The sequence below is a fragment of the Pigmentiphaga litoralis genome (genome assembly GCF_014651835.1).
GTDB classification, from domain to species: domain Bacteria; phylum Pseudomonadota; class Gammaproteobacteria; order Burkholderiales; family Burkholderiaceae_B; genus Pigmentiphaga; species Pigmentiphaga litoralis.
On the sequence record NZ_BMXQ01000001.1, the window covers coordinates 278,484 to 305,234 of the forward strand.

Here is a 26,751-nt window from a genome sequence, read left to right on the forward strand (position 1 = left end):
GTTCATCATGAGCACACCCCTCGCACTCGACGGCAAGGTCGCCGTCATTCTGGGCGGCACGGGCGGCATCGGCCAGGCCACCGCACGCCGGCTTGCCGAGCACGGCGCCGCGGTCGTGCTGACCAGCCGCAGCAAGCTGGACGAAGCCGCCTCGCTGGCTGCGGCGCTGCCCGCCATCTCGAATCCGGCAGGCCACGCCGGCATGCTGGCCGCGGTCGAAGACACACCGTCGCTGGTGGCATTGGCCGCCGCGGTCCAGGCCAGGTACGGCCGCGCCGACATCCTCGTCAACACGGCGGGCTTCACGCAGCCGATCGCCCACGCCAATCTGGATGCGCTGACCGACGACTTCATCGACCGCATGTTCGAAGTGAACTGGCGCGGGCAGTTCGCGGCGATTCGCAGCTTTGCGCCGCTGCTGCGCGCGAACAACGACGGCTTGGTCGTCAACATTTCTTCGATCGCAGGATCGACGGGCACCGGCAGCAACATTGCCTACTGCGCCGCCAAGGCCGGGCTCGATGTGATGGCCATGTCGCTGGGCCGCGCGCTGGCCCCGGCCATCCGTGTACTGAACGTCTCGCCCGGCGTGGTGCAGACCGATTTCGTCGCCGGCCGCGACCAGGCGTTCAACGACAAGACCGCCGCCACGACGCCGCTCAAGCGCGTCGGGCAACCCGATGACATCGCCGACGCCGTCATGGCCTGCGCGGTGTCCCTGCGATTCAGTACCGGCACCACGCTCGTCGTCGACGGCGGCCGCCGTCTCGGTTGAGGTCCACCATGCATCCACGCAAAACCATCCTGACCTGCGCCGTCACAGGCAACCTGACCACCGTGGCCCAGCATCCGGGCCTGCCCGTCACGCCGCGCCAGATCGCCGACGCCGCGCTGGGCGCCGCCCGCGAAGGCGCTGCGGTCGCCCACATCCATGTGCGCGATCCCGCTAGCGGCAAGCCGTCGATGGACATCGCCCTGTACCGCGAAGTCATCACGCTGATCCGCGCCGAGAACCCCGACCTCATCATCAACCTGACCACCGGCCCGGGCGGCCGCTTCATTCCAAGCGATGAAGATCCGCGTGTCGCCGCGCCAGGCTCGACCCTGCTGCGGCCGGAACTGCGTGTGGAGCACATCGCCGAACTGCGCCCGGACATCTGCTCGCTGGATCTGAACACCATGAACTCGGGCGGGGATGTCGTCATCAACACCCCCAAGAACGTGCGCAAGATGGCCCACGTGATCCGCGAAGCCGGCGTCATGCCGGAGCTCGAAATCTTCGACAGTGGCGACATCGCGCTGGCGCTGGACCTGATTCAGGACGGCACGCTGGAAGGCCCCGGCCTGTGGACCTTCGTGCTGGGCGTCAAATACGGATTTGGCGCGACGCCCGAAGCGCTCATGTATGCCCGCAACATGCTGCCGGCCGGTGCGCGCTGGGCGGCGTTTGGCATTGGCCGCGCCGAGTTCCCGATCGTGGCGCAGGCGTGGCTGGCGGGCGGGCATGTGCGGGTGGGCCTGGAGGACAACATCTACCTGTCCAAGGGGGTGCTGGCGCCAGACAACGCATCGCTGGTCGCCAAGGCGCGCGGGATTCTCGAAGCGCTCGGTGGTGAACTGGCCACGCCGCGCGAAGCCCGCGACCTGCTGCAACTGGCGCGGCGCAGCGCCTGACGTTCATCCATGACGGCACGCATTCAGGCATGCACGGATCCGGAGGCGCATGAATCCATGGCTGCATGGTCCAGCGCCCCGTGATCCAGATATTCAGACAGGCAGACCGGCAGTCATCCGGACCTGCAGTCATCCAGATCTCCAGTCATTCAGATACGTTGTTCACCCAGATCCTTCAGCCATCCAACTGGCACCTTCATTCATTACAGGAAGTCCCCATGAAAGCCTTGAGAGTCACCGAAAAAGCCGCCGACATCGACGCGCTTCGCCTGCCTGCCCACGATGCCGCCCGTCCGGTCCTGGCCGCTGGCCAGTGCCTGGTTGAAGTGCACAGCGCCGGCGTCAATCCCAGCGACGTAAAAGCCACCCTGGGCGCCATGCCGCACGCCGTGTGGCCCCGCACCCCGGGCCGCGATTTCGCGGGTGTCGTGGTCGATGGCCCGTCGGACATGGTTGGCAAGGAAGTGTGGGGCAGCGGCGGCGAGCTTGGCATTCGCCGCGACGGCACGCACGCAGGCTATCTCGTGCTGGACGCAAAGTCGCTGCGCGTCAAGCCAGCCAACGTGTCGCTGCTCGAAGCAGGCGCGATCGGCGTGCCCTTCATCACCGCCTACGAAGGCCTGCGCCGCGCCGGTCTGCCAAAGGAAGGGGAGGTGGTGCTGGTGCTCGGCGGCAATGGCAAGGTGGGACAGGCGACCGCGCAGATCGCCACCGCGCGGGGCGCCCGCGTCTTTGGCGTGGAACGCACCGCACAGCCTTACCGCGGCCATGCCAGCAGTGACGTCACCATGCTCGACGCCAGCGCGGGCAGCATTGCCGACGCGGTGCTCGAAGCCACCGGTGGCAAGGGCGCGGACATTGTCTACAACACCGTGGGCAGCCCGTACTTTGCCGAAGCCAATCGCGCCATGGGGATCGGCGCGCGGCAGATCTTCATCTCCACCTTCGATCGCGCCGTCCCGTTCGACATCTTCTCGTTCTATCGCGGTCAGCACACCTACGTCGGCATCGACACGCTGGCGCTCGACAGTCTGGCCGGCGCGCTGATCCTCGATGAACTCGCTCCCTTGTTCGACAGTGGTGCGCTGCGCCCCTTCGAGGTTTTCCCCCACGGCGTGTTCGGCCTGGACCAGGCGACCGATGCCTACCGCGCGGTGCTGGCCGGCGCACCTGACCGGATCGTGCTGACGCCTTCTGTGCGCTGATTTGCAAACGTTTGTAGTTTGCTTGACGGTTTTGCAGTCCACCCCGGCGCATCCCGCCGCCGGCACGTAACGAACGGAGGAGGCGCGCGCGCAGACGCGGCCACCCGTTCCCTGGAGAGAGACAATGACCCACCGCACCACTTTCCTCGCGACATCCACGCGCACTGCCGCTGTCGTGGCCCTGGCTTCCCTGGCCGCTGCGGCGACCAGCACGGCCTACGCTGCCGATCCTTATCCCAACCATCCCATCCGCATGATCGTCCCGTTCGGCACGGGCAGCGCCACGGACATCCTTGCCCGCATCCTCAGCCAGAAACTGGGCGACGCGGGTATCCAGCTGGTGGTGGAAAACCGTCCGGGCGCCGGCGGATCCATCGGCACCGGCGTGCTGGCCAAGGCGCCCGCCGATGGTTACACGCTCGCGCTGGTATCGGCGGGCCATGCCATCAACGCGACGCTCTACCCCAAGCTGCCCTACGACACCATCAAGGACTTCTCGGCCGTCTCGCTCGTGGCTTCCATCCCGAACGTGCTGGTGGTCGATGCCGCCAGCCCCTATAAAAGCGTGAAAGACTTGCTGGCGGCGGCCGGCGCCAAGCCTGGCACCATCAACTTCGCCTCGGCCGGCACCGGCAGCTCGACGCATCTGAGCGGTGAATTGCTCAAGAGCCTGGGGAAAGTTGACATCGTCCACGTTCCGTACAAAGGAACGGGCGAAGCGTTGACCGACGTCATGGCCGGCCGCGTGCAATTGATGCTCGCACCTACCGTGTCGGCGGTGCCGTTCGTCGAACAGGGCCGCCTGCGCGCCCTGGGTGTGACCACCGAAAAGCGTGCCGCCGCGCTGCCCAATGTGCCGACGCTGGCCGAAGCCGGCGTGCCCAACTACGCCTTCGATTCGTGGTTCGGCATCCTGGCCCCGGCGGGCACGCCACGCGACGTGATCAAGCGGCTCAATACCGAAGTGGTCAAGGCGCTGGCCCTGCCCGACGTGAAGGAAAAGCTGCTGACGCTGGGCGCCGAAGCTACGCCGTCGACGCCGGAAGCCTTCGACACCTTCATCGCGTCGGAAGTCACCAAGCTCGCGCCCGTGGTGCGCCAGTCGGGCGCGTCGGCGTCCAACTGATCGTCGCAGGCCCCGGTGGGCCGGCGAACCAGCGTTGTGGCCGCGCGTCAGCACGTGGCGCGCGGCTCACCGCGGCGGCAGGCGGGCGGATGCGAACTCGCCGCCGCATTAGAATGTCGGGCGGGGCAGGTCCCCGTAACGGCACAGCGGCGGGAGACGCGCACCATCTATGCAACGTAAGCGGTTGACTCTGAAAGACCTGGCCCATCAGCTGGGCGTGCACTATTCGACCGTTTCGCGCGTCATGAATCCGGCCACGCGGCACATGGTAGCGGTCGATGTGGCCGCGCGGGTGATGCAGGCGGCCGACGACCTCGGCTTTCGTCCCAACCGCGTCGCGGCCGGACTGCGCACGGGCCGCTCGCGCCTGGTCGGCGTGGTCCTGCCCGACATCGGCAACCCCATCTTTCCCTCCATTTTGTGGGGCCTGGAGCAGGTCCTGGCCGAGCAGGGCTACGTGCCCATCGTCGTCAACGTCGGCGCCGACACGCAGCGCCAGCGGTTCATCATCGACCAGATGGTCGGCCGTCAGGTCGACGGCCTGGTCCTGGCCACGGCCGAACGCGACGACGCGATCCTCGATCACTGCGTCAAGGAAGGCATACCGGTTGTGATCGTCAACCGGGGAGAAGACATCGGCCGCGTGTCCTGCGTCGTCAGCGACAACCGCCTGGCAATGCGCCTGACGGTCGATCATCTGGTCGGCCTCGGCCATCGCAAGATCGGCCAGATCAGCGGACCGCACACCCTGTCCACCGGCTTTCTGCGCAAGGAAGGCTTCATCGATGCCGTCAAGGCCAACGGCCTGAAAAAGGCGCAGTGGGTCAGCATCGACAGCACCGCCTACACCCGCGAAGCCGGGCAGGTGGCCTGCGCGGCATTGCTCGACAGGCTGCCCGGCCTGACGGCGATTGCAGCCAGCAACGACCTGGTGGCGCTTGGTTGTTATGACGTGCTGCGCAGCAGGGGGCTGCGCTGCCCCGAAGACATCTCGGTGGTCGGCCACAACGACATGCCGTTCGTCGACGCCCTCTATCCCGCCCTGACCACCATCCGCATTCCGCTGCGCGAGATGGGCGCCCACGCCGGCCGCCTGATCCTGCAACGGATCGCCGAGCCTGCGTCCGACGGCGTCAGCATCGTGCTGCGTCCGGAACTGATCGTACGTGGGTCGACGGCGGCGCCGGCGGCAGAGGGGAAGGTCAGTTCTGCCAAAGTCGCTGCCGCCAAATCCACGCTTGCGAAAACCTAGACGTCTCAGCAAAAAGCCTGCGGCCGCCGGATGTTGACTCCGGCGTCCGCAGGCTTTGTTTAAACCCAACGACCCTCAGTTGATCGTCGCTCCCGTGTCCTTCGCCACTTTGCCCCACTTCACATACTCGGCGGCCAGCAATTCACCGAAGGCTTGCGGCGTGGACGGCGTCGGCTCGACGCCGGCTTCGGCCAGTTGCTTGGCCGTGTCCGGCGCGGCCAGCGCCTTGGCGACTTCGCTGTTGAGGCGGGTCACGATCTCGGGCGGCGTGCCGGCGGGCGCCAGCAGGCCCAGCCAGACCGACGCGTTGTAGCCCGTCAGGCCGGACTCGTTCAGCGTTGGCACGTTCGGCATTTGGGGCGAACGCGCGTCGGTCGTGACAGCCAGCGCCTTCAGCCGCCCGGCGTTGACCTGCTGGATCGCAATCGGAATGCCCACGAAGCCCATCTGCACCTGACCGCTGACGAGGTCGGCGGTGGCCTGCCCGCTGCCGCGATAGGGCACATGATTGATCGGCGCCTGGGTCATGTTCGCGAACAAGGCGCCGGCCAGGTGCTGCGTGCTGCCGTTGCCCGATGACGCGTAATTGACCTCGCCCGGCTTGGACTTGGTGTAGGCCACCAGATCCTTGACGGTCGACGCCGGCACGGTTGCATTGGTCACCAGCACATAGGGCGCTTCGACCATCTTGCCGATTGGCACGAAGCTCTTCAACGCGTCATACGGCAGCGACTTGTACAAGAACGGGCCGATCACGTGGGTCGTTGACACCATCAACAAGGTGTAGCCGTCGGGCGAGGCCTTGGCGGCCAGGTCGGCGCCGATGGTCGAGCCCGCACCCGGGCGATTGTCGATGATGATGGTCTGGCCCAGCGACTGGCCCAGCTTGATCGACAGGATACGCGCCACCACGTCGGTGAAGCCGCCTGGCGAAAATGGCACCACGATCTTGATCTGCCGCGACGGGTAATTCCCGGCCGGCTCCACCACGGTCTGCGCCACGCTGAGGGACGTTGCCGAACTTGCGCACACGGCCGCCAGCGCCATCGCCACACGAAGACGACCGACGCGGGGGCCGCTGCGGAGCGCCCCGACCCTGCCGGCGGTCATGCATCCTCTCCGACATAGACCGGGTCTGCCTGCGTCAGGAAACCATGCAGGATGTGATAGACCATCCGGTAGTTCTTCTGCTGAAAGCTGGCGTGCGAAATGCCCTTCATCACCGTGAACTGCTTGTCCATGTCGGGCAGCAGCGCAAAGAACTCGATCAGGTCTTCGATGCTTGCGATCCCGTCGTACTCGCCGCGCATCAGCAGGGTCGGCACGTTCAGTTTCTTCGGGTCGATCAGCGGCAGCTTCGAGCACATGTCCACATACGTGCCTGTGGGCATGGAATCGTCCAGCGTCAGGATCGCATCGGCGAATGCCTCGACGGTCGTATCATCGGCGCACCCTGCGTGGTCGCGTGAAAAAATGCTTCGCACGAATGCGCGGTCGATCGGGCGGCGATTGTTCTTCTGGAAGTCGGCCAGCTTCTTCTTGCGCTCGTCCAGCGTGGGGCTGCCCTTGCCGGTCCAGACGAAGGCGTCGAGCGCCAGGCGGGCCACGCGGTCAGGATTGCGCTGCGCGAACAGGGCGGCTTTGAGCGCGCCCGACGAGATGCCGTACAGGTGCAGCTTTTTGGCGCCGGTGGTCTGTTCAATGTATTTGGCGCCGGCTTCGAGGTCGTCCGCGCCGTTCGAGATGTCGAAGTTGATGGGGCGGCTCTTGTCCGACCGTCCGTAGCCTTCGTTGTCCATGACCCAGGTGTCGAAGCCCCGTTCACGGAACCAGTCCATGGCCGATGAATCCGGACGGCCAGGCACGGTCAGGTCAACGGTAGGTTGGCCGGCCATGGACGATCCGTGAACAAACAGGAGAGTGCCGGCAGGCTGGGTGCCTTCGGCGCGTGGCTTGTTCCAGAGGAACAGTTTGACGTCGCCCTTCTTGATCCAATGCTCCGTGCCGCCCGTCCACACCACCGATGGGGTTGCGCTCATGTGCCTGTCTCCTGATCGTGGCGACGCCCGTGCGTGCCGACTTTATTGTGGATTGGTATAAATTGGTTCGATATCTAACCAATAGGCGAACTTTGGTACCAGCTCGGCCGTTTGTCAATCAGGAAATAAGAGGCCAAGTCAGCGGTTACAAGCGTGGGAGACTTGCTTAATTGAAGACCAATTGGTCCGGTCAACCGAACGACCAGACGAAAAAAAGGGCGCTGCCGATGCGCGGCGCGCCCCTCCGTGACCAGCGGACAATCGGTCGTCTGCTGATCGATCAGCCGTCGGTCTATCAACCGCCGATGGTTCAGCCGTCGATGGCTTCCAGTTCCCCTTGCAGGGTCAGCCATTCCTCTTCCAGCACTTCCAGCTGCTTGCCGGCTTCGCCATGCTCCAGCAGGACCTTGCGCCGTTCTTCCTTGCGCGCGTCGTCGTACAGCGTGGGATCCGCGATCAGCGTATCCAGTTCTTTTTTCCGGGCTTCGAAGGTCGCCATCGCCGTCTCGACTTTTTTCAGTCGGGCTTCAAGTGGCTTCTTCAGCACCGACATGCGTTGACGCGTTTCCGCATCGGCGCGGCGCTGCGCCTTGCGATCGAGCTCGGGCAACGCGTCATCGCCACCGTCCAGCCTGACCGGCGGGGGCGCCTCGGACCGGCGGGTCGCCAGCCAGTCGCGATAGTCTTCCAGGTCGCCATCGAATTCCTGAACGTTGCCATCGGCAACGATCCAGAAACTGTCGACCGTCGTGCGCAGCAGATGCCGGTCATGCGACACCAGCAGCATGGTCCCTTCGAACTCGGCCAGGGCTTCGGTCAGGGCTTCGCGGGTATCGACGTCCAGATGGTTGCTTGGCTCGTCCAGCAGCAGCAGATTGGGCTTTTTCCACACCACCAGCGCCAGGGCCAGGCGGGCTTTTTCGCCGCCCGACATGGGCTTGACCTTGGCCGTGGCAAAGTCGCCTGAAAAGCCAAAGCCGCCCAGATAGTTGCGCAGTTCCTGCTCGCGCGTGTCGGGTGCGATGCGCGCCAGGTGCTGCATGGGGGTGGCTTCGGGGTCGAGGATGTCCAGCTGATGCTGCGCGAAATACCCGACCTCCAGGCCACGTGCTTCCTTGCTCTGACCGCTCAAGGGCGCCAGTTCACCGGCCAGGGTTTTGACCAGCGTACTCTTGCCCGCGCCGTTCGCGCCCAGGATGCCGATTCGCGCGCCGGCCCGCACCGACAGCTTCACATCGCGCAGAATCGGGGTGTCGCCATAGCCTGCGCTGACCCTGTCCAGGGACAGCAGCGGGTCCGGCATCTGGGTGGGGGACGGAATCGTGATGTGGATGCCCGAGGCGGCGCGCACCGGCGCCAGCAACTGCATCCGCGCCAGCGCCTTGACGCGGCTCTGCGCCTGCTTGGCCTTGCTTGCCTTGGCCTTGAAGCGGTCAATGAACTTCTGCAAGTGCGCGGCTTCGCGCGATTGGCGATCGAAGGCGATCTGCGTCTGGCGCAGCCGTTCGGCGCGCTGTTCCAGGAAGTCTTCGTAGCCGCCCTTGTAGCGGACGAGCTTGCTGTCATCGAAGTGCAAAATGGTCTTGGCCACCGAATCCAGAAATTCGGTGTCATGCGAGATCACCATGACCGTGCCCGCATAACTGGTCAGCCAGCGCTCGAGCCACAGCATGGCGTCAAGGTCCAGATGGTTGGTCGGCTCGTCCAGCAACAGCAGGTCTGAAGGCGCCATCAGCGCGCGCGCCAGGTTCAGGCGCATGCGCCAGCCGCCCGAAAAACTCGCCACGGGTTGCGTGAACTCGTCGAACGCAAAACCCAGTCCGACCAGCAACTGTTCGGCGCGCGATTGCGCCGAAAAGGCGCCCGCATCGAACAGTTCCGCTTCCAGTTCGGCCAGCCGCAGCCCGTCGTGTTCCGCATCGACGGTCGCCCGTTCGTGCTGCAGGCGACGCAGTCGGGTATCGCCGTCCATCACGAACTCGATGGCCAGGCGATCGGTGTCATCGATCTCTTGTGCGATCGACGCGATCTGCCAGGTGGCCGGAATCACCACCTGTCCGGCATCGGTATCCAGGTGCCCGTTCAGCAAGGCGAACAGCGTCGATTTGCCTGCGCCGTTGGCGCCAACGATGCCGACGCGCTCGCCTGGATGCACGACAAATTCCGCGTTCTCCAGCAGCACCTTGGTGCCGCGCCTGAGGGTAATGCCAGATGCTCGTATCACGTCAACGGACTGCTTTCAAAAGATGCCTGATTAAAGAAGATTCTGCTTACAGCAACTGGTCCTGGCGCAGCATCAGCACCTGGTCGTCGCCGGCCGACGTGCTCAGCCACACGGGTTCGAGCTCAGGAAACGCCTGCTCGAAGAACGCGCGTTCATGCCCGATCTCCAGGACCAGGATGCCGTGCGGTTGCAGGTAGGCCGCGGCCTGGTCCAGCAGCACACGAATCAGGTCCATGCCATCGGCGCCACCGGCCAGCGCCATGTCAGGCTCGTGCAGATATTCCGGGGGCAGGGCGGCCATTGACGACGCATTCACATACGGCGGGTTGCACAGGATCACGTCATAGCGCGCGGGCGGCAAGGTCTCGAACAGATTCGATTCATGCAGCATCACGCGTTCTTGCAGGCCATAGTCATCGACGTTGCGGCGCGCCACTTCCAGCGCATCGGGTGACAGGTCCACGGCATCGACCTGGGCGTGCGGGAAGGTCTCGGCCGCGACGATCGCCAGGCAGCCCGATCCCGTGCACATGTCGAGCACCCATTCGACCTGGTACGGATCTTCGACCCACGGCGACAGCGCATCGTTCAGCAGTTCCGCAATGAACGAACGCGGCACGATCACACGCTGGTCCACATAGAATCGGCGGCCATGCAGCCAGGCTTCATTGGTCAGGTAAGGGGCGGGCAGGCGCTCGTCGATCCGGCGCTGCAGCAGGTCCAGCACCTGGGTGCGCTCGCTGTCCAGCACGGCGGCTTCCAGGAACGGTTCAAGCCGGTCGATGGGCAGATGCAGCATGTGCAGCACGATGTAGGCCGCTTCGTCGTACGCGTCCAGCGTGCCGTGTCCGAATACCACGCCCGCGGCGTTCATCCGCGACACGGCATATCGAAGCAGGTCGCGCACGGTGCGCAGCGCGGCGGTCTCGGCAACAGGAGCCAGGAAAGTCATGATGGGTGTCGCTCCGTTCAGGGTTGCGCGGCCAGCAGCGTCTGCAACGTGCGGCGATAGATGTTCTTGAGCGGATCGAGACTGTCGATGTCGATGCACTCGTTGATCTGGTGAATGGTCGCGTTGATGGGACCGAATTCCACCACTTGCGGGCAGATCTGCGCAATGAAGCGGCCGTCCGACGTGCCGCCCGTGGTCGACAATTCGGCCGCCACACCCGTCTCGGCAGCAATCGCGTCGGTCAGCGCCGCGCACAGCGTGCCCTTGGGCGTCAGGAAAGGCAGACCGCTCAGGTTCCACGCAATGTGCGTGTCCAGGCCATGGCGACCCAGCAGTTCCTGCACCCGCGCCTTCAACCCGTCGGCAGTGCTTTCGGTCGAAAAGCGGAAATTGAAATCGATCACGGCGTCGCCGGGAACCACGTTCGTCGCGCCGGTACCGCTATGGAAGTTCGACACCTGGAAGGTCGTAGGCGGAAAGTATTCGTTGCCCTGGTCCCAAACCGTGGTGGCCAGTTCGGCCAATGCCGGCGCCACCAGGTGGATCGGGTTGCGGGCCTTTTCGGGATACGCCACATGGCCCTGCTTGCCCTTGACCGTCAGCTTGCCCGAGAGCGAGCCGCGGCGGCCGTTCTTGATCGTGTCGCCGAACCTTGTGGCCGATGTGGGTTCGCCCACGATACAGAAGTCGGGCTTCTGGTCACGCGCCACCAGCAGTTCGCAGACCTTGACCGTACCGTCGGTGGCCGGACCTTCTTCGTCTGATGTAATCAGCAGGCCGATCGACCCGGTGTGATCCGGATGCGCTGCCACGAATTCCTCGGCCGCCACCACGAACGCCGCGATCGAGCTTTTCATGTCGGCCGCGCCACGGCCATACAGCTTGCCGTCGGTAATGGTGGGCACGAAGGGATCGGTGCGCCACTGATCGCGCGGCCCGGGCGGCACGACATCGGTATGGCCCGCGAAGATGGCAAGCGGCGCGGTGGTGCCGCGGCGCGCCCACAGGTTCACGACGCCCCCGCTGGCGATGGTTTCGCACACGAAGCCGGCCGCCGACAGCCGCGCGACCAGCACGGCCTGGCAGCCTTCGTCTTCAGGCGTCACGGACGGGCGGCGGATCAGGTCTTCCACCAGGGACAGCACGGGCGAGGCAGGCGAGGTCATGTTCAAGGAATCAGTAGCGACTATCTAGGGAAAGCGGAAGGGCGGGCGGCCGGCGCTGCCGGGCCCCGGCGCCTGTTGGAGCGGGGTGTCGCCAGCAGGGCGGATCGATGCAAGCGGGTCTTGCAACGGCGGGCAGGCCGCCGGTGCAGCCTCCCGCCTGGTTCGGGGCAGGCCGCAAGCAGCCTGCCGGGTGTTCGTTACCACGCCTTCGACGGCCTGGCAGGGCACGCTTTGCCAGGCATCAAAGCTGCCTGGCAGGGCCTCCGCAGGGGCTGCGTGGGCAGCCCTACGGGCCCGCAGGACGTCAGGCGCGCAACAGATCGTTGATGCTGGTCTTGGCACGCGTCTGCGCATCCACGCGCTTCACGATGATCGCGGCGTACATGCTGTACTTGCCATCGGCAGACGGCAAGGACCCCGGCACCACCACCGAACCCGACGGCACGCGGCCGAAGGTGATCTCGCCGGTTTCGCGGTTATAGATCTTGGTGCTCTGGCTGATGAACACGCCCATCGACAGCACCGAGTTTTCTTCGACCACGACGCCTTCGACCACTTCCGAACGTGCGCCGATGAAGCAGTTGTCTTCGATGATGGTCGGGTTGGCCTGCAGGGGTTCCAGCACGCCGCCGATGCCCACGCCACCCGACAGGTGCACGTTCTTGCCGATCTGGGCGCACGAACCGACCGTCGCCCACGTGTCGACCATGGTGCCTTCATCGACATACGCGCCGATGTTGGTATACGACGGCATCAGCACGACGTTCTTTGCAATGAACGAACCGCGGCGCGCCACGGCGGGCGGCACGACGCGAAAGCCGCCTTGCTTGAAGTCTTCTTCGGTGTAGCTGGCGAACTTGCTTTCGACCTTGTCATAGAACTGCAGCGGGCCGCCCGAACTCTGCACGCCGTTGTCATTCAGGCGGAACGACAGCAGCACGGCCTTCTTGATCCACTGATGCACGGCCCAGTCGCCGTTGATCTTTTCGGCGACGCGCAGGCGGCCCTTGTCCAGCGATTCGATCACGTGCTCGACGGCGTCGATGACGTCCTTCGGGGCGCCGGCGGGCGACAGCGAGGCACGGTCTTCCCAGGCTTGTTCGATGGTGTTCTGCAAGGCTTGCGTCATGTTGGATTCCGGTAGTTCGATAAGGTGAGCGGCGCGGCGGCAACAGGCCCCGCGCGGTAAAACAGTCAGTGGCCGGATCGCGCGATCCGGCGGCGTGCCAGGCGGGTGTCAGCCGGGCGCGCGTCAGCGTGCTGGTTCAACGCGTTGCATAGGCCTTCGCAAAGCGCGCGATGCGGTGAGCCGCCTCCACGCACTCGTCCAGGGGAGCAACCAGCGCAATCCGGATGCGGCCCGTGCCCGGATTGCCGCCTCGGCCATCGGCCGACGCGTCGCGCGCCAGGAAACTTCCGGGCAGCACGGTCACGGCTTCCTGCTCCAGCAGCGCGCGCGCAAAGTCGGTATCCGACCCGGGCGTGCGCGGCCACAGATAGAACGCCGCCTGCGGCCGGGTCACGTCCAGCGCGGGCTGCAGAACAGGCAGCACGGCATCGAATTTTTCGGCGTACATGCGGCGGTTGTCGATCACGTGCGCTTCGTCATTCCAGGCGGCGACACTGGCTGCAGCCACGACGTCGCTCATGGCGCTGCCGTGGTAGGTCCGGTACAGCAGGAACTGCTTGATCAGGTTGGCGTCGCCGGCCACGAAGCCCGAGCGCATGCCGGGCACATTGGACCGCTTGGACAGGCTCGAAAAGCAGATCAGATTGCGAAAGTCGGTGCGGCCCAGGCGATGCGCAGCTTCCAGTGCGCCCAGCGGCGGATGGGCTTCGTCGAAATAGATCTCCGAATAGCACTCGTCGGCCGCAATCACGAAGCCATGGCGATCGGCGCGGTCGAACAGCATGCGCCACTCGTCCAGCGTCATTACGTTGCCGGCCGGGTTGCCCGGCGAGCACACATAGATCAGCTGCGTCTCGGTCCACACCTCATCCGACACACTGTCCCAGTCGGCTGCAAAGTCGCGGCTGGCATCGGCATTGATGAAGGTGGGGCGGGCGCCGGCCAGCAGGGCCGAGCCTTCATATATCTGATAGAACGGGTTGGGGCACAGCACCCGGGCATTGGCGTCGGGGTCCAGCACGGTCTGCGCAAACGCAAACAGCGCCTCGCGCGAGCCGAGCACGGGCAGTACCTGCGTGGCCGGATCAATGGCGGGCAGATCGTAGCGGCGCATCAGCCAGCCGGCGACGGCCGATCGCAAAGCGTCGGTCCCGCGCGTCAGCGGATAGCCCGACAGTCCTTTGAGGTTCTCGCGGATGGCGTCCTCGATGAACGTGGGCGTCGGGTGCTTGGGCTCGCCGATCGACAGATTGATCGGCCGCCGATCGGCGGGAAGGACGACCCCGGCGTGCAGCGCACGGAGTTTTTCGAAGGGATAGGGCTGCAGAGCGCCAAGGCGTGGGTTCATGGGGCAGCATTGTAACCTTGCTGTGCCGGGGTCGTCGCGGTCATCCTGCCTGTCACGGCCTGGAAACGTTCCAAGTTCGGGTTAGAATGCCGAATTACGCGACCGTGGCGAAATTGGTAGACGCAACAGGTTTAGGTCCTGTCGGGAGAAATCCTGTGGAGGTTCGATTCCTCTCGGTCGCACCAGGTGTTCATGCAGGGGGTGGTGCCATGCCACCCGGGCCTGCCGTCCCTGACTCATTCCTGATCCCGTGAATTGACCGTGTGCGTCGTGCGCTGCGCCAGCGGGGCAGGCGCCACTTGTTATCCATGGCGTCAGCCTCATCTTCCCAGCTTGGCCCAAGCGGACACTGCCATGGTGCGCCGCGCAAGGGCTTCTATCCCGCGCTGTGGCACAATTCAAGGATGCCCGGACGAATCCCGTCCCGCATCAAGCGCCTTCCCGGGCTTGTCCGGGATCCGTCCCATTGATTACTACATAACACTCATATAGGTTTTTGCATGCAGCCTGTGGTTGAAACCCTGTCGGGTCTTGAGCGTCGCGTGGATCTTTCCGTGCCGGTAGCCGACATCGAAAAAGAAGTCGATTCGCGTCTCAAGCGTATGGCTCGCACCGCCAAAATGCCTGGATTCCGTCCAGGCAAGGTTCCTATGTCCATGCTCTCGCGGTCGTATGGCCCCGAGCTGCGCATGGAAGTGCTGAACGCCAAGATTGGCGACGCACTGGAAAAAACCGTGAGCGAATCCAAGCTGCGCCTGGCTGGCTCGCCCAACGTGGCGCCCAAGACCGAAGGCAACGATGACAGCGTCGTCGCGTTCACCGCGACGTTCGAGGTCTACCCCGACGTCGATTTGCCCGACCTGTCCACGCTCGAAGTCTCCAAGGCCAAGAGCGACGTCGGCGACGCCGAAATCCAGCGCACCATCGACATCCTGCGCAAGCAGCGCGTCACGTTCGTCGAACGTGAAGGCCGCGCCGCGCAAGACAACGACCAGGTCACGCTCGACTTCGCCGGCAAGATCGACGACGTCGCGTTCGACGGCGGCACTGCCGAAGACTTCGCGTTCGTGCTGGGCCAGGGCCGCATGCTTCCCGAATTCGAGGAAGCCGCCCGTGGCCTGAAGGCTGGCGAAACCAAGACCTTCCCGCTGGCCTTCCCGGCTGACTACGGCTCGGCCGACGTCGCTGGCAAGACCGCGCAGTTCACGATCACGATCAAGAAGGTCGAAGAGGGCGTGCTGCCTGAATTCGACAGCGAATTCGCAAAGCAGCTCGGCCAGGCCGAAGGCGACGTGGAAAAGCTGCGTGCCGACATCCGCGGGAACCTGGAACGCGAAGTCAGCAGCCGCACCCTGGCCCGTACCAAGGCCAGCGTGATGGAAGCCCTGGCCAAGGCCGTCTCGTTTGACGTGCCCAAGGCCCTGGTGAACGAAGACGCCGAGAAGCGTATCGCCGCTGCCCGTGAAGACCTGAAGCAGCGCGGTGTGCCGAACGCCGACACGATGCCGATCCCGGCCGACGCGTTCACCGCCGAATCCGAGCGCCGCGTGCGCCTGGGTCTGCTGATCAACGAACTGATCCAGGCTGAAGGCCTGAAGGTCAAGCCGGAACAGATCCGCGCAAAGATCGAAGAATTCGCCCAGAGCTATGAGCGTCCGGAAGAAGTGGTGCGCTACTACATCTCCGACAAGGCTCGTATTGCCGAAGTCGAATCCATCGTTCTGGAAGACAACGTAGTCCAGCATGTCCTTGCCAAGGCCAAGGTGGCTGAAGAGCAAGTATCCTTCGACGACTTGATGGGAACCGCCCAATAATGCAGCGCTTTGTAGATTTCTACGCATCGATGTACGGGTCCGAGTCGCTCGGCCCGAAAGCTCTCGGCTATATTCCGATGGTTGTCGAGCAGTCTGGTCGGGGTGAACGATCGTACGATATCTACTCGCGTCTGCTGAAAGAGCGGGTGGTCTTCATGGTGGGCCCGGTCGCAGACCAGATGGCCAACCTGATCGTGGCGCAGTTGCTGTTCCTTGAATCGGAAAATCCCGACAAGGACATCTCGCTGTATATCAATTCCCCCGGGGGTTCGATCTACGCGGGCATGGCAATTTTCGACACGATGCAGTTCGTGAAGCCAGAGGTCTCGACCTTGTGCACGGGGCTGGCAGCCAGCATGGGCGCGTTCCTGCTCGCCGCCGGCCAGAAGGGCAAGCGTTTCTCACTGCCGAATTCGCGCATCATGATTCACCAGCCTTCGGGCGGTGCGCAGGGTCAGGCCACCGATATCGAAATCCACGCACGGGAAATCCTTTATCTGCGCGAACGTCTGAACCGTATCCTGGCGGACCAAACCGGCCAGCCGATAGAACGAATCGCGCTCGATACCGAACGCGACAACTTCATGTCGGCAGCCGATGCGCTCGGGTATGGTTTGATCGATAAAGTGTTCACGAGCCGAACTGAACAGGGTTGAGCATGTCGGAAAAGAAAGGGTCGAACGAAAAACTGCTCTATTGCTCGTTTTGTGGCAAGAGCCAGCACGAAGTTCGCAAGCTGATCGCCGGTCCCTCGGTGTTCATCTGCGATGAATGCATCGACCTGTGCAACGACATCATCCGCGACGAAGTCGCCGCGGATGTGAAAACCGGCGCCAAGTCGGAGTTGCCCACGCCGGCCGAGATCAAAGAGATCCTCGACCAATACGTGATCGGCCAGACGCGCGCCAAGCGCATCCTGTCGGTCGCGGTCTACAACCATTACAAGCGCATTCGCCAGTCCGGTGGCAGCAAGACCGACGACGTCGAACTGTCCAAGAGCAACATCCTCTTGATCGGACCCACGGGTTCGGGCAAGACGTTGCTGGCGCAGACGCTGGCGCGGCTGTTGAACGTGCCCTTCGTGATCGCCGATGCCACCACGCTGACCGAAGCCGGTTACGTGGGCGAGGACGTCGAAAACATCATTCAGAAGCTGCTGCAGAACTGCAACTATGACGTCGAAAAGGCGCGGCGCGGCATTGTCTACATCGATGAAATCGACAAGATCTCGCGCAAGGCCGACAACCCGTCGATCACCCGTGACGTATCGGGTGAAGGCGTGCAGCAGGCCCTGCTCAAGCTGATCGAAGGCACGGTCGCTTCGGTGCCGCCGCAAGGGGGGCGCAAGCACCCCAACCAGGATTTCGTCCAGATCGACACGACGAACATCCTGTTCATTTGCGGTGGCGCATTCGACGGCCTGGAAAAGGTCATTCGCGGTCGCACCGAAAAGTCGGGTATCGGCTTCGGTGCGTCAGTCAAGGCCCAATCCGAGCGGTCGACCAGCGAGCTGTTTGGCGATGCCGAGCCGGAAGATCTGGTCAAGTTCGGGCTCATCCCCGAACTGGTCGGTCGTCTGCCCGTGATTGCCACGCTGGCCGAGCTGGACGAAGAAGCGCTGATCCAGATCCTGGTCGAGCCCAAGAACGCGCTGATCAAGCAGTTCCAGAAGCTCCTGTCCATGGAAGGCGCGGAACTCGACGTGCGTCCCCAGGCACTCCACGCCATCGCCAAGCGCGCACTCAAGCGCAAGACGGGCGCACGGGGCCTGCGGTCCATCATCGAAGCGGCCCTGCTCGATACGATGTACGACCTGCCCAGCCAGGGCAACGTCACCAAGGTCGTACTGGATGAGAACGCCATCAATGGCGAGGGCCCGCCGCTCCTGATCTACGGCGAGGCAACGGCCAAGGCGGCGTCTGCCGCCAAGCATTGAGGCTTACGCCCTGATGCTGCTGCCGGTGTAACACCCGGTTGAACCTTCGCTCCAATGCAGTAACGCTGTAGCACGGCAGGATCTTCCTGCCGTGCTACAGTGGTTTTTAACGGCGTGCAATCAGCAATCCTGGCCTTGGGGATGCACTTTCTGCGCATCGTTGCCACGCAGACCGAAACATCCGCTTCGATGGCTTGAATTGCACGGATCCGCCCTCATCCTGTAAGCATTCGAATCCGAGGACGAACCATGTCTGCGAGCCTGATACTGCCTTCAGAACCGATCGAGTTGCCGCTGCTTCCGCTGCGCGACGTGGTCGTGTTCCCGCATATGGTCATCCCGTTGTTTGTGGGACGCCCTAAGTCCATCAAAGCGCTGGAATCCGCAATGGAAGCCGGCAAGAGCATCATGCTGGTCGCGCAAAAATCCGCGGCCAAGGACGAACCGTCCGCTGATGACATCTATGAAATCGGTTGCGTTGCCAGCATCCTCCAGATGCTCAAGCTGCCCGACGGTACCGTCAAGGTGCTGGTCGAAGGCGCGCAGCGCGCCCGCATCACCCGTATCGACGACGTCGGCGCCCACTTCGCATGCGAACTGGTGCCGATCGACCCCGACCGTGGTCAAGGCTCCGAAACCGAAGCCCTGCGCCGCGCGATCGTGTCGCAGTTCGATCAGTACGTGAAGCTGAACAAGAAGATCCCGCCCGAGATCCTGACCTCGCTTGCCGGTATCGACGAACCCGGTCGCCTGGCCGACACCATTGCCGCGCACCTGCCGCTCAAGCTCGAACAGAAGCAGAAGATGCTGGAAGTGTTTTCCACGTCCGAACGCCTCGAATCCCTGCTGACCCAGCTCGAAGCCGAAATCGACATCCTTCAGGTCGAAAAGCGCATTCGTGGCCGCGTCAAGAAGCAGATGGAAAAGAGCCAGCGCGAGTACTACCTGAACGAACAGGTCAAGGCGATCCAGAAGGAATTGGGCGAAGGCGAAGACGGCGCGGATTTCGAGGAACTCGAAAAGAAGATCATCGCCGCGCACATGCCCAAGGAAGCCAAGAAGAAGGCCGACGGCGAGCTCAAGAAACTCAAGCTGATGTCTCCGATGTCGGCCGAAGCCACGGTGGTGCGCAATTACATCGACACCCTGATCGGCCTGCCCTGGAAGAAGAAGAGCAAGGTCAACAACTCGCTGTCGCATGCCGAAAGCGTGCTCGACGACGACCACTACGGTCTGGACAAGGTCAAGGAACGCATCCTTGAATATCTGGCAGTCCAGCAGCGCGTGGACAAGGTCAAGGCGCCTATCCTGTGCCTGGTCGGACCTCCAGGGGTCGGCAAGACCTCGCTCGGGCAGTCGATCGCCAAGGCCACGAACCGCAAGTTCGTGCGGATGGCGCTCGGTGGCGTGCGTGACGAGTCCGAGATCCGTGGCCATCGCCGGACGTACATCGGTTCGATGCCTGGCAAGATCCTGCAGAACCTGTCCAAGACCGGTACCCGCAATCCGCTGTTCCTGCTCGACGAAGTCGACAAGATGGGCATGGACTTCCGCGGTGACCCGGCCTCGGCCTTGCTCGAAGTGCTGGATCCGGAACAGAACCACACCTTCCAGGACCATTATGTCGAGGTCGACTTTGACCTGTCCGACGTCATGTTCGTGGCGACCAGCAATACGCTGAACATCCCGCCGGCGCTGCTGGACCGGATGGAAGTGATTCGCCTGTCCGGTTATACGGAAGACGAAAAGGTGCACATCGCCTCGCAGCACTTGCTGCCGAAGCAGATGAAGAACAACGGCCTCAAGCCGGAAGAACTGCTGATCGAAGAATCGGCGCTGCGCGACATCGTTCGCTACTACACACGCGAAGCCGGTGTGCGGGCGCTGGAACGTGAAGTCAGCAAGATTTGCCGCAAGGTCGTCAAGCACCTGTTGCTCAAGGGCGGCAAGGAACGTGTGACGGTGGCGTCCGACAACCTGAACGATTACCTGGGCGTTCGCCGGTACTCGTTCGGCGTGGCCGAGAAAGACAACCAGATCGGTCAGGTAACCGGCCTGGCGTGGACGGAAGTCGGCGGCGATCTGCTGGCGATCGAAGTCGCGGTCATGCCCGGCAAGGGCGCGGTCCAGCGTACGGGTTCGCTCGGTGACGTGATGAAGGAATCGGTCGAAGCTGCGCGGTCGGTGGTGCGGGCTCGCGCCCGGCGCCTCGGCATCCAGCAGTCGATTCTGGAAAAGCGCGACATTCACGTGCACGTGCCGGATGGTGCCACCCCGAAGGACGGTCCTTCGGCAGGCGCTGCGATTACGACCGCGATCGTGTCCGCGCTGACGGGTATCCCCGTCCGCGCCGATGTCGCCATGACAGGCGAGATCACGCTGCGTGGCGAAGTGCTGCCTATCGGTGGACTGAAGGAAAAGTTGCTGGCCGCGCATCGTGGCGGTATCCGGACCGTGCTGATCCCGGAAGAGAACGCCAAGGATCTGGCCGAGATTCCGGATTCGGTGAAGAACCACCTCGAGATCATTCCGGTTCGCTGGATCGATCGCGTGCTGGAATTGGCACTAGAGCGTTTCCCCGATGCGTTGCCTGAAGAAGAGGCCACGCCCGCGGTGAAGGAAGGCGAGAAGGTCGAAGGCCACGTCGCTGCGGCGCCTGCTGCGGCCGGCGTTGCAGATCCCGGGTTGAAGCATTAATCCACGGATTCAACCGACGGTCTAATCAGGCTCTGGCCTGCTCGTCAATAGAGGGAGTGCGCAAGCACTCCCTTTTTTTTCGACCCTTGTCTCAAACGCCCATTTCCCCTGGGAAGACGCCCCGTTTTCCCTTGACACGTATTTCCACGCAAGGCTTAAATAGTCCTTTGCCTATCCCCGGTAAAGCGACGTTTTGCCGGTATCGATGCGCCTGGAACTCGACCCTTACCAGTGTCGAGATGTCCGTTCCATTATCCATAGACAGACCTTGAGAGGGGCCTAATGAACAAGACCGAGCTTATCGACCATATCGCCAAGCATGCCGATATTTCCAAGGCAGCAGCAGGCCGTTCCTTGGACGCCTTGGTCGGAGCGGTTAAGACCACCCTCAAAAAGGGTGGCACGGTAACGCTGGTCGGTTTCGGCACGTTCGCAGTCACCGCGCGCGCCGCCCGCACGGGCCGCAACCCGCGCACCGGCGAAGCGATCAAGATCAAGAAAGCCAAGGTGCCCAAGTTCCGTCCGGGCAAGGCGCTGAAAGACGCCGTCAACTGATCACCCGCTGCGTGGCAGGCCGCGCGCATGACGCACGCCGGCCCTGCAAAAGTTCTTCGCTTCCGATATAATCTTTTTCGCACTGAACGAACGCCCTCGGGCGCTTAGCTCAGCTGGTAGAGCGGCGCCCTTACAAGGCGTAGGTCGGGGGTTCGAACCCCTCAGCGCCCACCAAGTTTTGGTGGTGTTCCAGATTCGGTGCCTAGTGAAAGTCAGTTGCCTGTACCGCTCACGTATTTGAAAGCCCGTCGCTGATTCGACGGGCTTTTTTATTTGCCGCGCCGGTTCTTGTCAGACGCGTAAAAGTGGCGCTTCAACCAAGCCCTGCATGCACGTGCGGGGCTTTTTTGTTGATATGTAAAGGGGGCAGTCGCGCTAGGCGAAAACCCTGTGTGTATAGGATATGGCATAAAACGGTTAATCATATATTATCCAGTTGAGCGGCCGGTTTTATCGTTGGCCGACAACAGGGCGGCGCAGTCCGCCTCGGCATATATGGAGAAGACACATGTTCCGCCACTTGCTTGGCAGACTTCCTGCCGTCCTTCTTGTCGCTTCGGCCCTGACGGGCAGCCACGTACAGGCACAGACTTATCCTGACCGACCCATCAAGGTGCTGTTGCCTTTCTCACCCGGTGGCAACCCCGATACGGTCGCCCGCATCCTCGCGCAGGAGCTCACCAAAACATTCGGTCAGACAGTGCTGATCGACAACCGCGCCGGTGCAAACGGAATCATCGCCACGGAGGCCGTAGCCAATGCGCCCGCCGATGGCTACACCCTGCTCTATACGACCGGGTCCCATGTCATCAATCCGTTGCTATACAAGAAGTTGCCGTACGACACTGCCAAGGATTTTCTGCCCGTTTCTCTAGTTGGCGTGACGCGCGGACAAGTGTTGGTGGCCAACCCGCGTCTTGCCGCGACGAATGTGAAAGAACTCGTGGCGCTGGCCCGGCCCGCGCAGTCGAATATCACCTATGGCTCAGCGGGTGTCGGCAATACCATGCACATGGTGGCCGAGTACTTCAACAGCAAGGCCGGTACGCACCTGGTGCATATTCCGTACAAGGGCGCGGCCCCCGCCATGAACGCGGTCATTTCCGGTGAGGTGCAGCTCGCCTTCCTGAATCCTGTGTCGGCAATCGAGCAGGTCAAGCAGGGTAAGTTGAAAGCCCTGGCGGTGACGGGAAGCTCGCGTATTCCGCAACTGCCTGATGTTCCTACCGTGAAGGAAGCCGGAGTTGCAGGGTTCGAAGTCGAAGGAGGATGGCAGGGGTTCTTTGCCCCGGCCGGGACGCCCGCTGATGTCATCGCCAAACTCAACCGGACGCTGGACGAGGTTTTGAAGGCGCCGGAGATGACTCAGCGCTTTGCATCGATGGGCTTGGATGTCGCCGGCGGGTCACCGCAGGACATGGCGGTGCATCTGCAAAAGGAGACGACCGTCTACGCTCAGATCGCTGAAGCAGCAAAGATCCAAAAAGAATGAGGCACAGGCAACGTTCTGTACGTCTTCCGTATCTGATATCCGCTATCCAGGAGACCTTTTCATGAGCAACGCCGCCGTGCCATCGTATTCCATGCTGTTCGAAAAAGACGTCGACATTCCGATGAATGACGGCGCCATCCTGCGTGCCAATGTATTTCGTCCTGACGCGCCCGGCCGTTTTCCCGTAGTGATGGCGCAGGGTGTATACGGAAAGGACGTCCATTTTGCCGATGGCTGGAAACCTCAATGGGAGAAGCTGCTAAAGCTCTATCCCGAGCTGTGCAGCAACGGATCGACCGGCAAGTATCTGCGTTGGGAAACGGTCGATCCGGAGCGCTGGGTGCCGGATGGCTATGTCGTTGTTCATGTTGATGCAAGGGGGAGCGGCAAATCGGCAGGGTTCCTCGACCCGATGTCCGCCCGCGAAATCGAAGATTACGTCGAGTCGATCGCATGGGCTGGAACGCAAGACTGGAGTAACGGGAAGGTCGGGCTGATCGGCATCTCGTATTACGCCGCGACGCAATGGCGCGTTGCGGCGCTGCGCCCGGCGCACCTTGCCGCCATCGTGCCCTGGGAGGGCCGGTCGGATCACTACCGCGACTACGGATACCATGGTGGCATCATGAGCAACGGCTTCCTGCAGGCATGGTGGCCCAAGCAGGTGTTATCGAACCAACATGGAAGTGGCGGGACGCCGTATCGCGATCGGGACACCGGTCTGCCAACGACGGGTGACGCTCTGGACACGCCGATGCTCGATGGCAATCGCAGCGACTATCCGGCGCAAATGGCGAGTCACCCTTTGTGCGATGCGTGGCACAAGGAACGATCGCCAGCACTTGAGCGCATCGAAGTGCCCGTGCTTTCCGCCGGCAACTGGGGCGGACCCGGCAACCATCTGCGTGGCAACATTGAAGGATACCTGCGCGCAGGATCCACGAAGAAGTGGCTGTCTATGCACATCGGCACGCATTACGAAAGCTTCTATCTGCCCCAGTACGTGGCGATGCAGAAACGCTTTTTCGACTGCTATCTGAAAGGCGAGGCGAACGGCTGGGAAGACGAACCGCCGGTCAAGCTTGCGGTTCGGCAGGTGCAAAGCGCCACGCACCGCACAGAGCACGAATTTCCGTTGGCACGTACCGTGTGGACGCCGTTCTACCTCGACGCCGCAGCCCGAACCGTTGCACCCGGCGAACCGGGAACGTCATCGCACGTCGGCTTCGACGCCATGAACGAGTCCGTCGATTTCACCACTGCGCCGTTTGAGCGCGAGACCGAACTAACTGGCTTTGTGACTTTGAGGATCTGGGCCGCTTCTTCTACACGGGACCTCGATCTGTTTGCCATATTGCGGCTGTTCGATCCCGACGGGAACGAGGTCGTTTTCGATGGTGCGCACGAAACGACGCCACTGACGCGGGGGTGGCTGCGCGCGTCGCACCGCAAGATTGACGAAGCGCGAACGCTTCCCTATCGCGTATTCCATTCTCACGATGAAGTGCAGAAGCTCGACCCGGGCCAGCGCTATTTGCTTGACGTCGAAATCTGGCCAACGTCGATAGTAGTTCCCGCAGGCTATCGATTGACGCTCACCCTGCAAGGCAAGGATTTCGAATTTGCAGGTAAAGCCGGCCGCCTGCTGCACAATCATCCCGTAGACCGCGCGCACGAAGACTTCCAAGGCGTGACCACAGTCTTCACCGGAGGTGAGTTCGCTTCCTGCCTTGTGCTGCCGGTTATCCCGGCCGGCTAAGCCATATACTTTTGTTCCCCTCTGCACGAGAGCCCGCTTTGGATCGCCAGCCTGAACTTGCCTATCCCGTATCGACCGACGAGGTTCGTCCCGTCTCGAAGAAGGGACGCACGACGAGTGTCAGCTTGGTATATCAGGCCCTGCGCCTGGATCTGATTCGCGCGCGGCTCGAACCCGGCGAACGCCTGCGGATCCAGGATTTGAGCGAACGTTATGGCTGCGGCGTCATCCCTATCCGCGAAGCGCTCAATCGGCTGGCTTCCGATGGGCTCGTGTCGTATTCGGAACAGCGTGGATTTTCAGCAGCAATGGTCAGCGTGAGTGACGCGCTGGACATCTGCCGCGCGCGGGTGCTGATGTCTGACTCGGCGCTGCGCGCATCGATTGAACAAGGCGACGATGCCTGGGAAGAACGCGTGGTGTTGAGCTATCACCGCTTGAAGAAGGTGCCGCGCTACGAGTGCCTGGATCCGCCCACGGGAAATCCTGAATATGACGATCCGCACCGGGCGTTCCACACGGCCTTGATCAGCGCGTGCGGATCTCAACGAATGATCATGCTGGCCGAACAGTTGTTTGTCCATGCTGAACGCTACCGGTATTACGCAAGGCGGGTGCTTGTAGCCGACCCGGATGATGATCATCGCGCCGTGATGGACGCCGCGCTGGCGCGCAACGTCGACTTGGCGCTGACCCTGGCCAAGCGCCACATCGAAGGCCCGGCCAACACCTTGGTCGAGGCCTTGCGCGCAAATACACCCGTGCGCTGACGCATGGCGCCGACACCCGGGCGCTGCCGTCCGATCAGATCTGCGTGATGAATTTCGTCACGAGATACCCATCGAAGGTTTCGGTTCCGCCTTCGCTGCCGATGCCGGAATCCTTGATCCCGCCAAACGGCGTTTCGGACAGCGCCATGCCGAAGTGGTTGATGTTGACCATGCCGGCTTCGAGTCCATTCGAAGCCTGGTGCGCCGTCTTCAGCGAATTCGTGAACACGTACGATGCGAGCCCGAAGGGCAGGCTGTTTGCGCGCCGCAGGACTTCTTCGGTGGTCTTGAAGCGGACCACCGGGGCGACCGGGCCGAAGGGTTCTTCGGTCATCAGGCGCGAGTCGTCGGGCAGGTCGGTGATGACCGCCGGCGAGAAGAAGTAGCCCTTGTCGCCCAGGCGTGATCCGCCGGTGACGACGGTGCCGCCGCGCTGGTTGGCGTCGTCAAGGAAGGACTCCATCGACAGCACGCGGCGTTCATGCGCAAGCGGGCCCATCTGGGTGTCGGACGCCAGGCCGTCGCCGACCTTGATCGAAGCGATGACATCGGTGAACTTGGCCAGGAATCTGTCGTACGCCTTTTCCTGCACGTAAAAGCGGGTGGGGGACACGCATACCTGGCCGGCGTTGCGGATCTTGGACCGCGCCAGCATCTCGGCGGCAGGTTCGATGTCGGCGTCGTCGAACACCAGCACGGGCGAGTGGCCCCCCAGTTCCATGGTGATGCGTTTCATGTGCTGGCCCGCCAGCGCGGCCAGTTGCTTGCCGACGGGCACCGAGCCGGTGAACGAGATCTTGCGCACGATGGGCGAGGTGATGAGGTGGGTCGATACTTCGCTGGGCACGCCCCAGACGATGTTGAGCACGCCGGGAGGCAGGCCGGCGTCGTGGAACAACTGGGCGATGGCGACCACGGCGCTGGGCGAGTCTTCGGGGCCTTTGAGGATCAATGTGCAGCCGGCGCCCAGCGCGGCGGCCGTCTTGCGAATGGCCTGGTTGAACGGGAAGTTCCAGGGCGAGAACGCGGCGCAGACGCCGACGGGTTCACGCACGACGATCTGGCGCACGTCGGCATTGCGGGGCGGGATGACGCGGCCGTAGATGCGGCGGGCTTCCTCGGCATGCCATTCGGCGTGTTCGGCGCAGACCATGATTTCGGCCACGGCTTCCGCCAGCGGCTTGCCCTGGTCGAGCGTGATGTTGCGACCGATTTCCTGGGCGCGTTCGCGGGTCAGTTCAGCCACTTTGCGCAGGATGCGCGAGCGTTCGAGCGGCGACGTTTTCTTCCAGGTTTCGAACGCGCGCTGCGCGGCGGCAAGGGCGCGGTCCAGGTCGGCGGGCGTGGCGTGCGGCAGTTTGCCCAGCACTTCCTGCGTGGCCGGGTTGATGATGTCCTGCTCGCGACGGTCGCCGCCTTTGATGAATTCACCGTCGATATACAGCGCGAGATCCTGGTACATGCTGACTCCTGAAGGATGGAAACCTGGAACGAAAGCCTAGCATGCTGAGGCTGCTCGTGACACGGTCAAGGTCGACGCCTGCTCAGGCACAGTGGCGCGCCCGGGATGCCGGCGGACCGTGGTTGATCGGCCCGCGCGGCCGGTGCGACAA

Annotated in this window: 21 protein-coding genes and 2 tRNA genes; 15 read left to right on the top strand and 8 right to left on the bottom strand. The window is 63.0% G+C overall.

All coding sequences use genetic code 11. The features are described from left to right. Positions 1 to 7 precede the first annotated feature (7 nt). The 5 genes from IE116_RS01105 to IE116_RS01125 all read left to right on the top strand — a co-directional run bounded on the left by IE116_RS01105 (position 8) and on the right by IE116_RS01125 (position 5,257). Positions 8 to 775, top strand: coding sequence for an SDR family NAD(P)-dependent oxidoreductase (locus tag IE116_RS01105; RefSeq protein ID WP_189609040.1), 768 nt, complete (start codon positions 8 to 10; stop codon positions 773 to 775). 8 nt (positions 776 to 783) lie between these two features. Beyond that, the gene (locus IE116_RS01110) at positions 784 to 1,674 is read left to right on the top strand and encodes a beta-keto acid cleavage family enzyme (RefSeq protein ID WP_189609042.1); all 891 of its coding nucleotides are present in this window, start codon (positions 784 to 786) and stop codon (positions 1,672 to 1,674) included. A 218-nt stretch (positions 1,675 to 1,892) separates the two neighbouring features. Continuing rightward, positions 1,893 to 2,879 (top strand): quinone oxidoreductase family protein, encoded by a 987-nt coding sequence (locus IE116_RS01115; protein ID WP_189609044.1) that lies wholly within the window; start codon positions 1,893 to 1,895, stop codon positions 2,877 to 2,879. A 124-nt stretch (positions 2,880 to 3,003) separates the two neighbouring features. Further along, positions 3,004 to 4,005 (top strand): tripartite tricarboxylate transporter substrate binding protein, encoded by a 1,002-nt coding sequence (locus IE116_RS01120; RefSeq protein ID WP_189609046.1) that lies wholly within the window; start codon positions 3,004 to 3,006, stop codon positions 4,003 to 4,005. A gap of 169 nt (positions 4,006 to 4,174) precedes the next feature. Continuing rightward, positions 4,175 to 5,257, top strand: coding sequence for a LacI family DNA-binding transcriptional regulator (locus IE116_RS01125; RefSeq protein WP_189609048.1), 1,083 nt, complete (start codon positions 4,175 to 4,177; stop codon positions 5,255 to 5,257). Positions 5,258 to 5,332: 75 nt separating this feature from the next. On the opposite strand, the gene IE116_RS01130 is transcribed toward IE116_RS01125, so the two are convergent. From IE116_RS01130 to dapC, 7 genes are all read right to left on the bottom strand, one after another. Further along, positions 5,333 to 6,367, bottom strand: coding sequence for a tripartite tricarboxylate transporter substrate binding protein (locus IE116_RS01130; protein WP_189609051.1), 1,035 nt, complete (start codon positions 6,365 to 6,367; stop codon positions 5,333 to 5,335). Next, the gene (locus IE116_RS01135; RefSeq protein WP_189609053.1) at positions 6,364 to 7,296 is read right to left on the bottom strand and encodes an alpha/beta hydrolase; all 933 of its coding nucleotides are present in this window, start codon (positions 7,294 to 7,296) and stop codon (positions 6,364 to 6,366) included. Before IE116_RS01135 ends, IE116_RS01130 begins: the two co-directional genes overlap by 4 nt. Before the next feature lie 310 nt (positions 7,297 to 7,606). Continuing rightward, positions 7,607 to 9,520, bottom strand: coding sequence for an ABC-F family ATP-binding cassette domain-containing protein (locus IE116_RS01140; RefSeq protein WP_189609055.1), 1,914 nt, complete (start codon positions 9,518 to 9,520; stop codon positions 7,607 to 7,609). A gap of 46 nt (positions 9,521 to 9,566) precedes the next feature. Next, complete coding sequence (gene prmB / locus IE116_RS01145; protein ID WP_189609057.1) at positions 9,567 to 10,472, bottom strand: 50S ribosomal protein L3 N(5)-glutamine methyltransferase; 906 nt, start codon at positions 10,470 to 10,472, stop codon at positions 9,567 to 9,569. A 17-nt stretch (positions 10,473 to 10,489) separates the two neighbouring features. Further along, the gene (gene dapE / locus IE116_RS01150) at positions 10,490 to 11,638 is read right to left on the bottom strand and encodes a succinyl-diaminopimelate desuccinylase (protein ID WP_189609059.1); all 1,149 of its coding nucleotides are present in this window, start codon (positions 11,636 to 11,638) and stop codon (positions 10,490 to 10,492) included. 304 nt (positions 11,639 to 11,942) lie between these two features. Further along, positions 11,943 to 12,767 carry a 2,3,4,5-tetrahydropyridine-2,6-dicarboxylate N-succinyltransferase gene (gene dapD, locus IE116_RS01155; protein WP_189609061.1) on the bottom strand — a complete coding sequence of 275 codons (825 nt, stop codon included), beginning with the start codon at positions 12,765 to 12,767 and terminating at the stop codon, positions 11,943 to 11,945. Positions 12,768 to 12,903: 136 nt separating this feature from the next. Next, positions 12,904 to 14,115, bottom strand: coding sequence for a succinyldiaminopimelate transaminase (gene dapC, locus IE116_RS01160; RefSeq protein ID WP_189609063.1), 1,212 nt, complete (start codon positions 14,113 to 14,115; stop codon positions 12,904 to 12,906). Positions 14,116 to 14,213: 98 nt separating this feature from the next. Here dapC and IE116_RS01165 point away from each other — a divergent pair. The 10 genes from IE116_RS01165 (at position 14,214) to IE116_RS01210 (ending at position 25,138) form a co-directional block, all read left to right on the top strand. Then, positions 14,214 to 14,300: transfer RNA gene (locus IE116_RS01165), tRNA-Leu, on the top strand. Positions 14,301 to 14,615: 315 nt separating this feature from the next. Then, complete coding sequence (gene tig, locus IE116_RS01170) at positions 14,616 to 15,929, top strand: trigger factor (RefSeq protein ID WP_189609065.1); 1,314 nt, start codon at positions 14,616 to 14,618, stop codon at positions 15,927 to 15,929. After that, positions 15,929 to 16,585 carry an ATP-dependent Clp endopeptidase proteolytic subunit ClpP gene (clpP, locus tag IE116_RS01175; RefSeq protein WP_189609067.1) on the top strand — a complete coding sequence of 219 codons (657 nt, stop codon included), beginning with the start codon at positions 15,929 to 15,931 and terminating at the stop codon, positions 16,583 to 16,585. The genes tig and clpP overlap by 1 nt, the downstream gene beginning before the upstream one ends. 2 nt (positions 16,586 to 16,587) lie before the next feature. Continuing rightward, positions 16,588 to 17,865, top strand: a complete 1,278-nt coding sequence (clpX, locus tag IE116_RS01180) for an ATP-dependent Clp protease ATP-binding subunit ClpX (protein WP_189609069.1) — start codon at positions 16,588 to 16,590, stop codon at positions 17,863 to 17,865. Between the two features lie 249 nt (positions 17,866 to 18,114). Further along, on the top strand, positions 18,115 to 20,562 hold the full coding sequence (lon, locus tag IE116_RS01185) for an endopeptidase La (protein ID WP_189609071.1): 2,448 nt from the start codon (positions 18,115 to 18,117) through the stop codon (positions 20,560 to 20,562). 282 nt (positions 20,563 to 20,844) lie between these two features. Then, entirely contained in the window at positions 20,845 to 21,117 is a 273-nt protein-coding gene (locus IE116_RS01190; RefSeq protein WP_179588214.1) for an HU family DNA-binding protein, read from the top strand. 98 nt (positions 21,118 to 21,215) lie between these two features. Then, positions 21,216 to 21,291, top strand: a tRNA-Val gene (locus tag IE116_RS01195). A 334-nt stretch (positions 21,292 to 21,625) separates the two neighbouring features. Continuing rightward, a complete protein-coding gene (locus IE116_RS01200; RefSeq protein ID WP_189609073.1) occupies positions 21,626 to 22,609 on the top strand; it encodes a Bug family tripartite tricarboxylate transporter substrate binding protein in 984 nt (327 codons plus the stop codon). 61 nt (positions 22,610 to 22,670) lie between these two features. Further along, complete coding sequence (locus IE116_RS01205) at positions 22,671 to 24,368, top strand: CocE/NonD family hydrolase (protein WP_229827946.1); 1,698 nt, start codon at positions 22,671 to 22,673, stop codon at positions 24,366 to 24,368. A 38-nt stretch (positions 24,369 to 24,406) separates the two neighbouring features. Beyond that, positions 24,407 to 25,138 (top strand): GntR family transcriptional regulator, encoded by a 732-nt coding sequence (locus IE116_RS01210; RefSeq protein WP_189609075.1) that lies wholly within the window; start codon positions 24,407 to 24,409, stop codon positions 25,136 to 25,138. Between the two features lie 34 nt (positions 25,139 to 25,172). Here IE116_RS01210 and IE116_RS01215 read toward each other — a convergent pair whose 3' ends face one another. After that, on the bottom strand, positions 25,173 to 26,600 hold the full coding sequence (locus IE116_RS01215; RefSeq protein WP_189609077.1) for an NAD-dependent succinate-semialdehyde dehydrogenase: 1,428 nt from the start codon (positions 26,598 to 26,600) through the stop codon (positions 25,173 to 25,175). Positions 26,601 to 26,751: the final 151 nt, after the last annotated feature.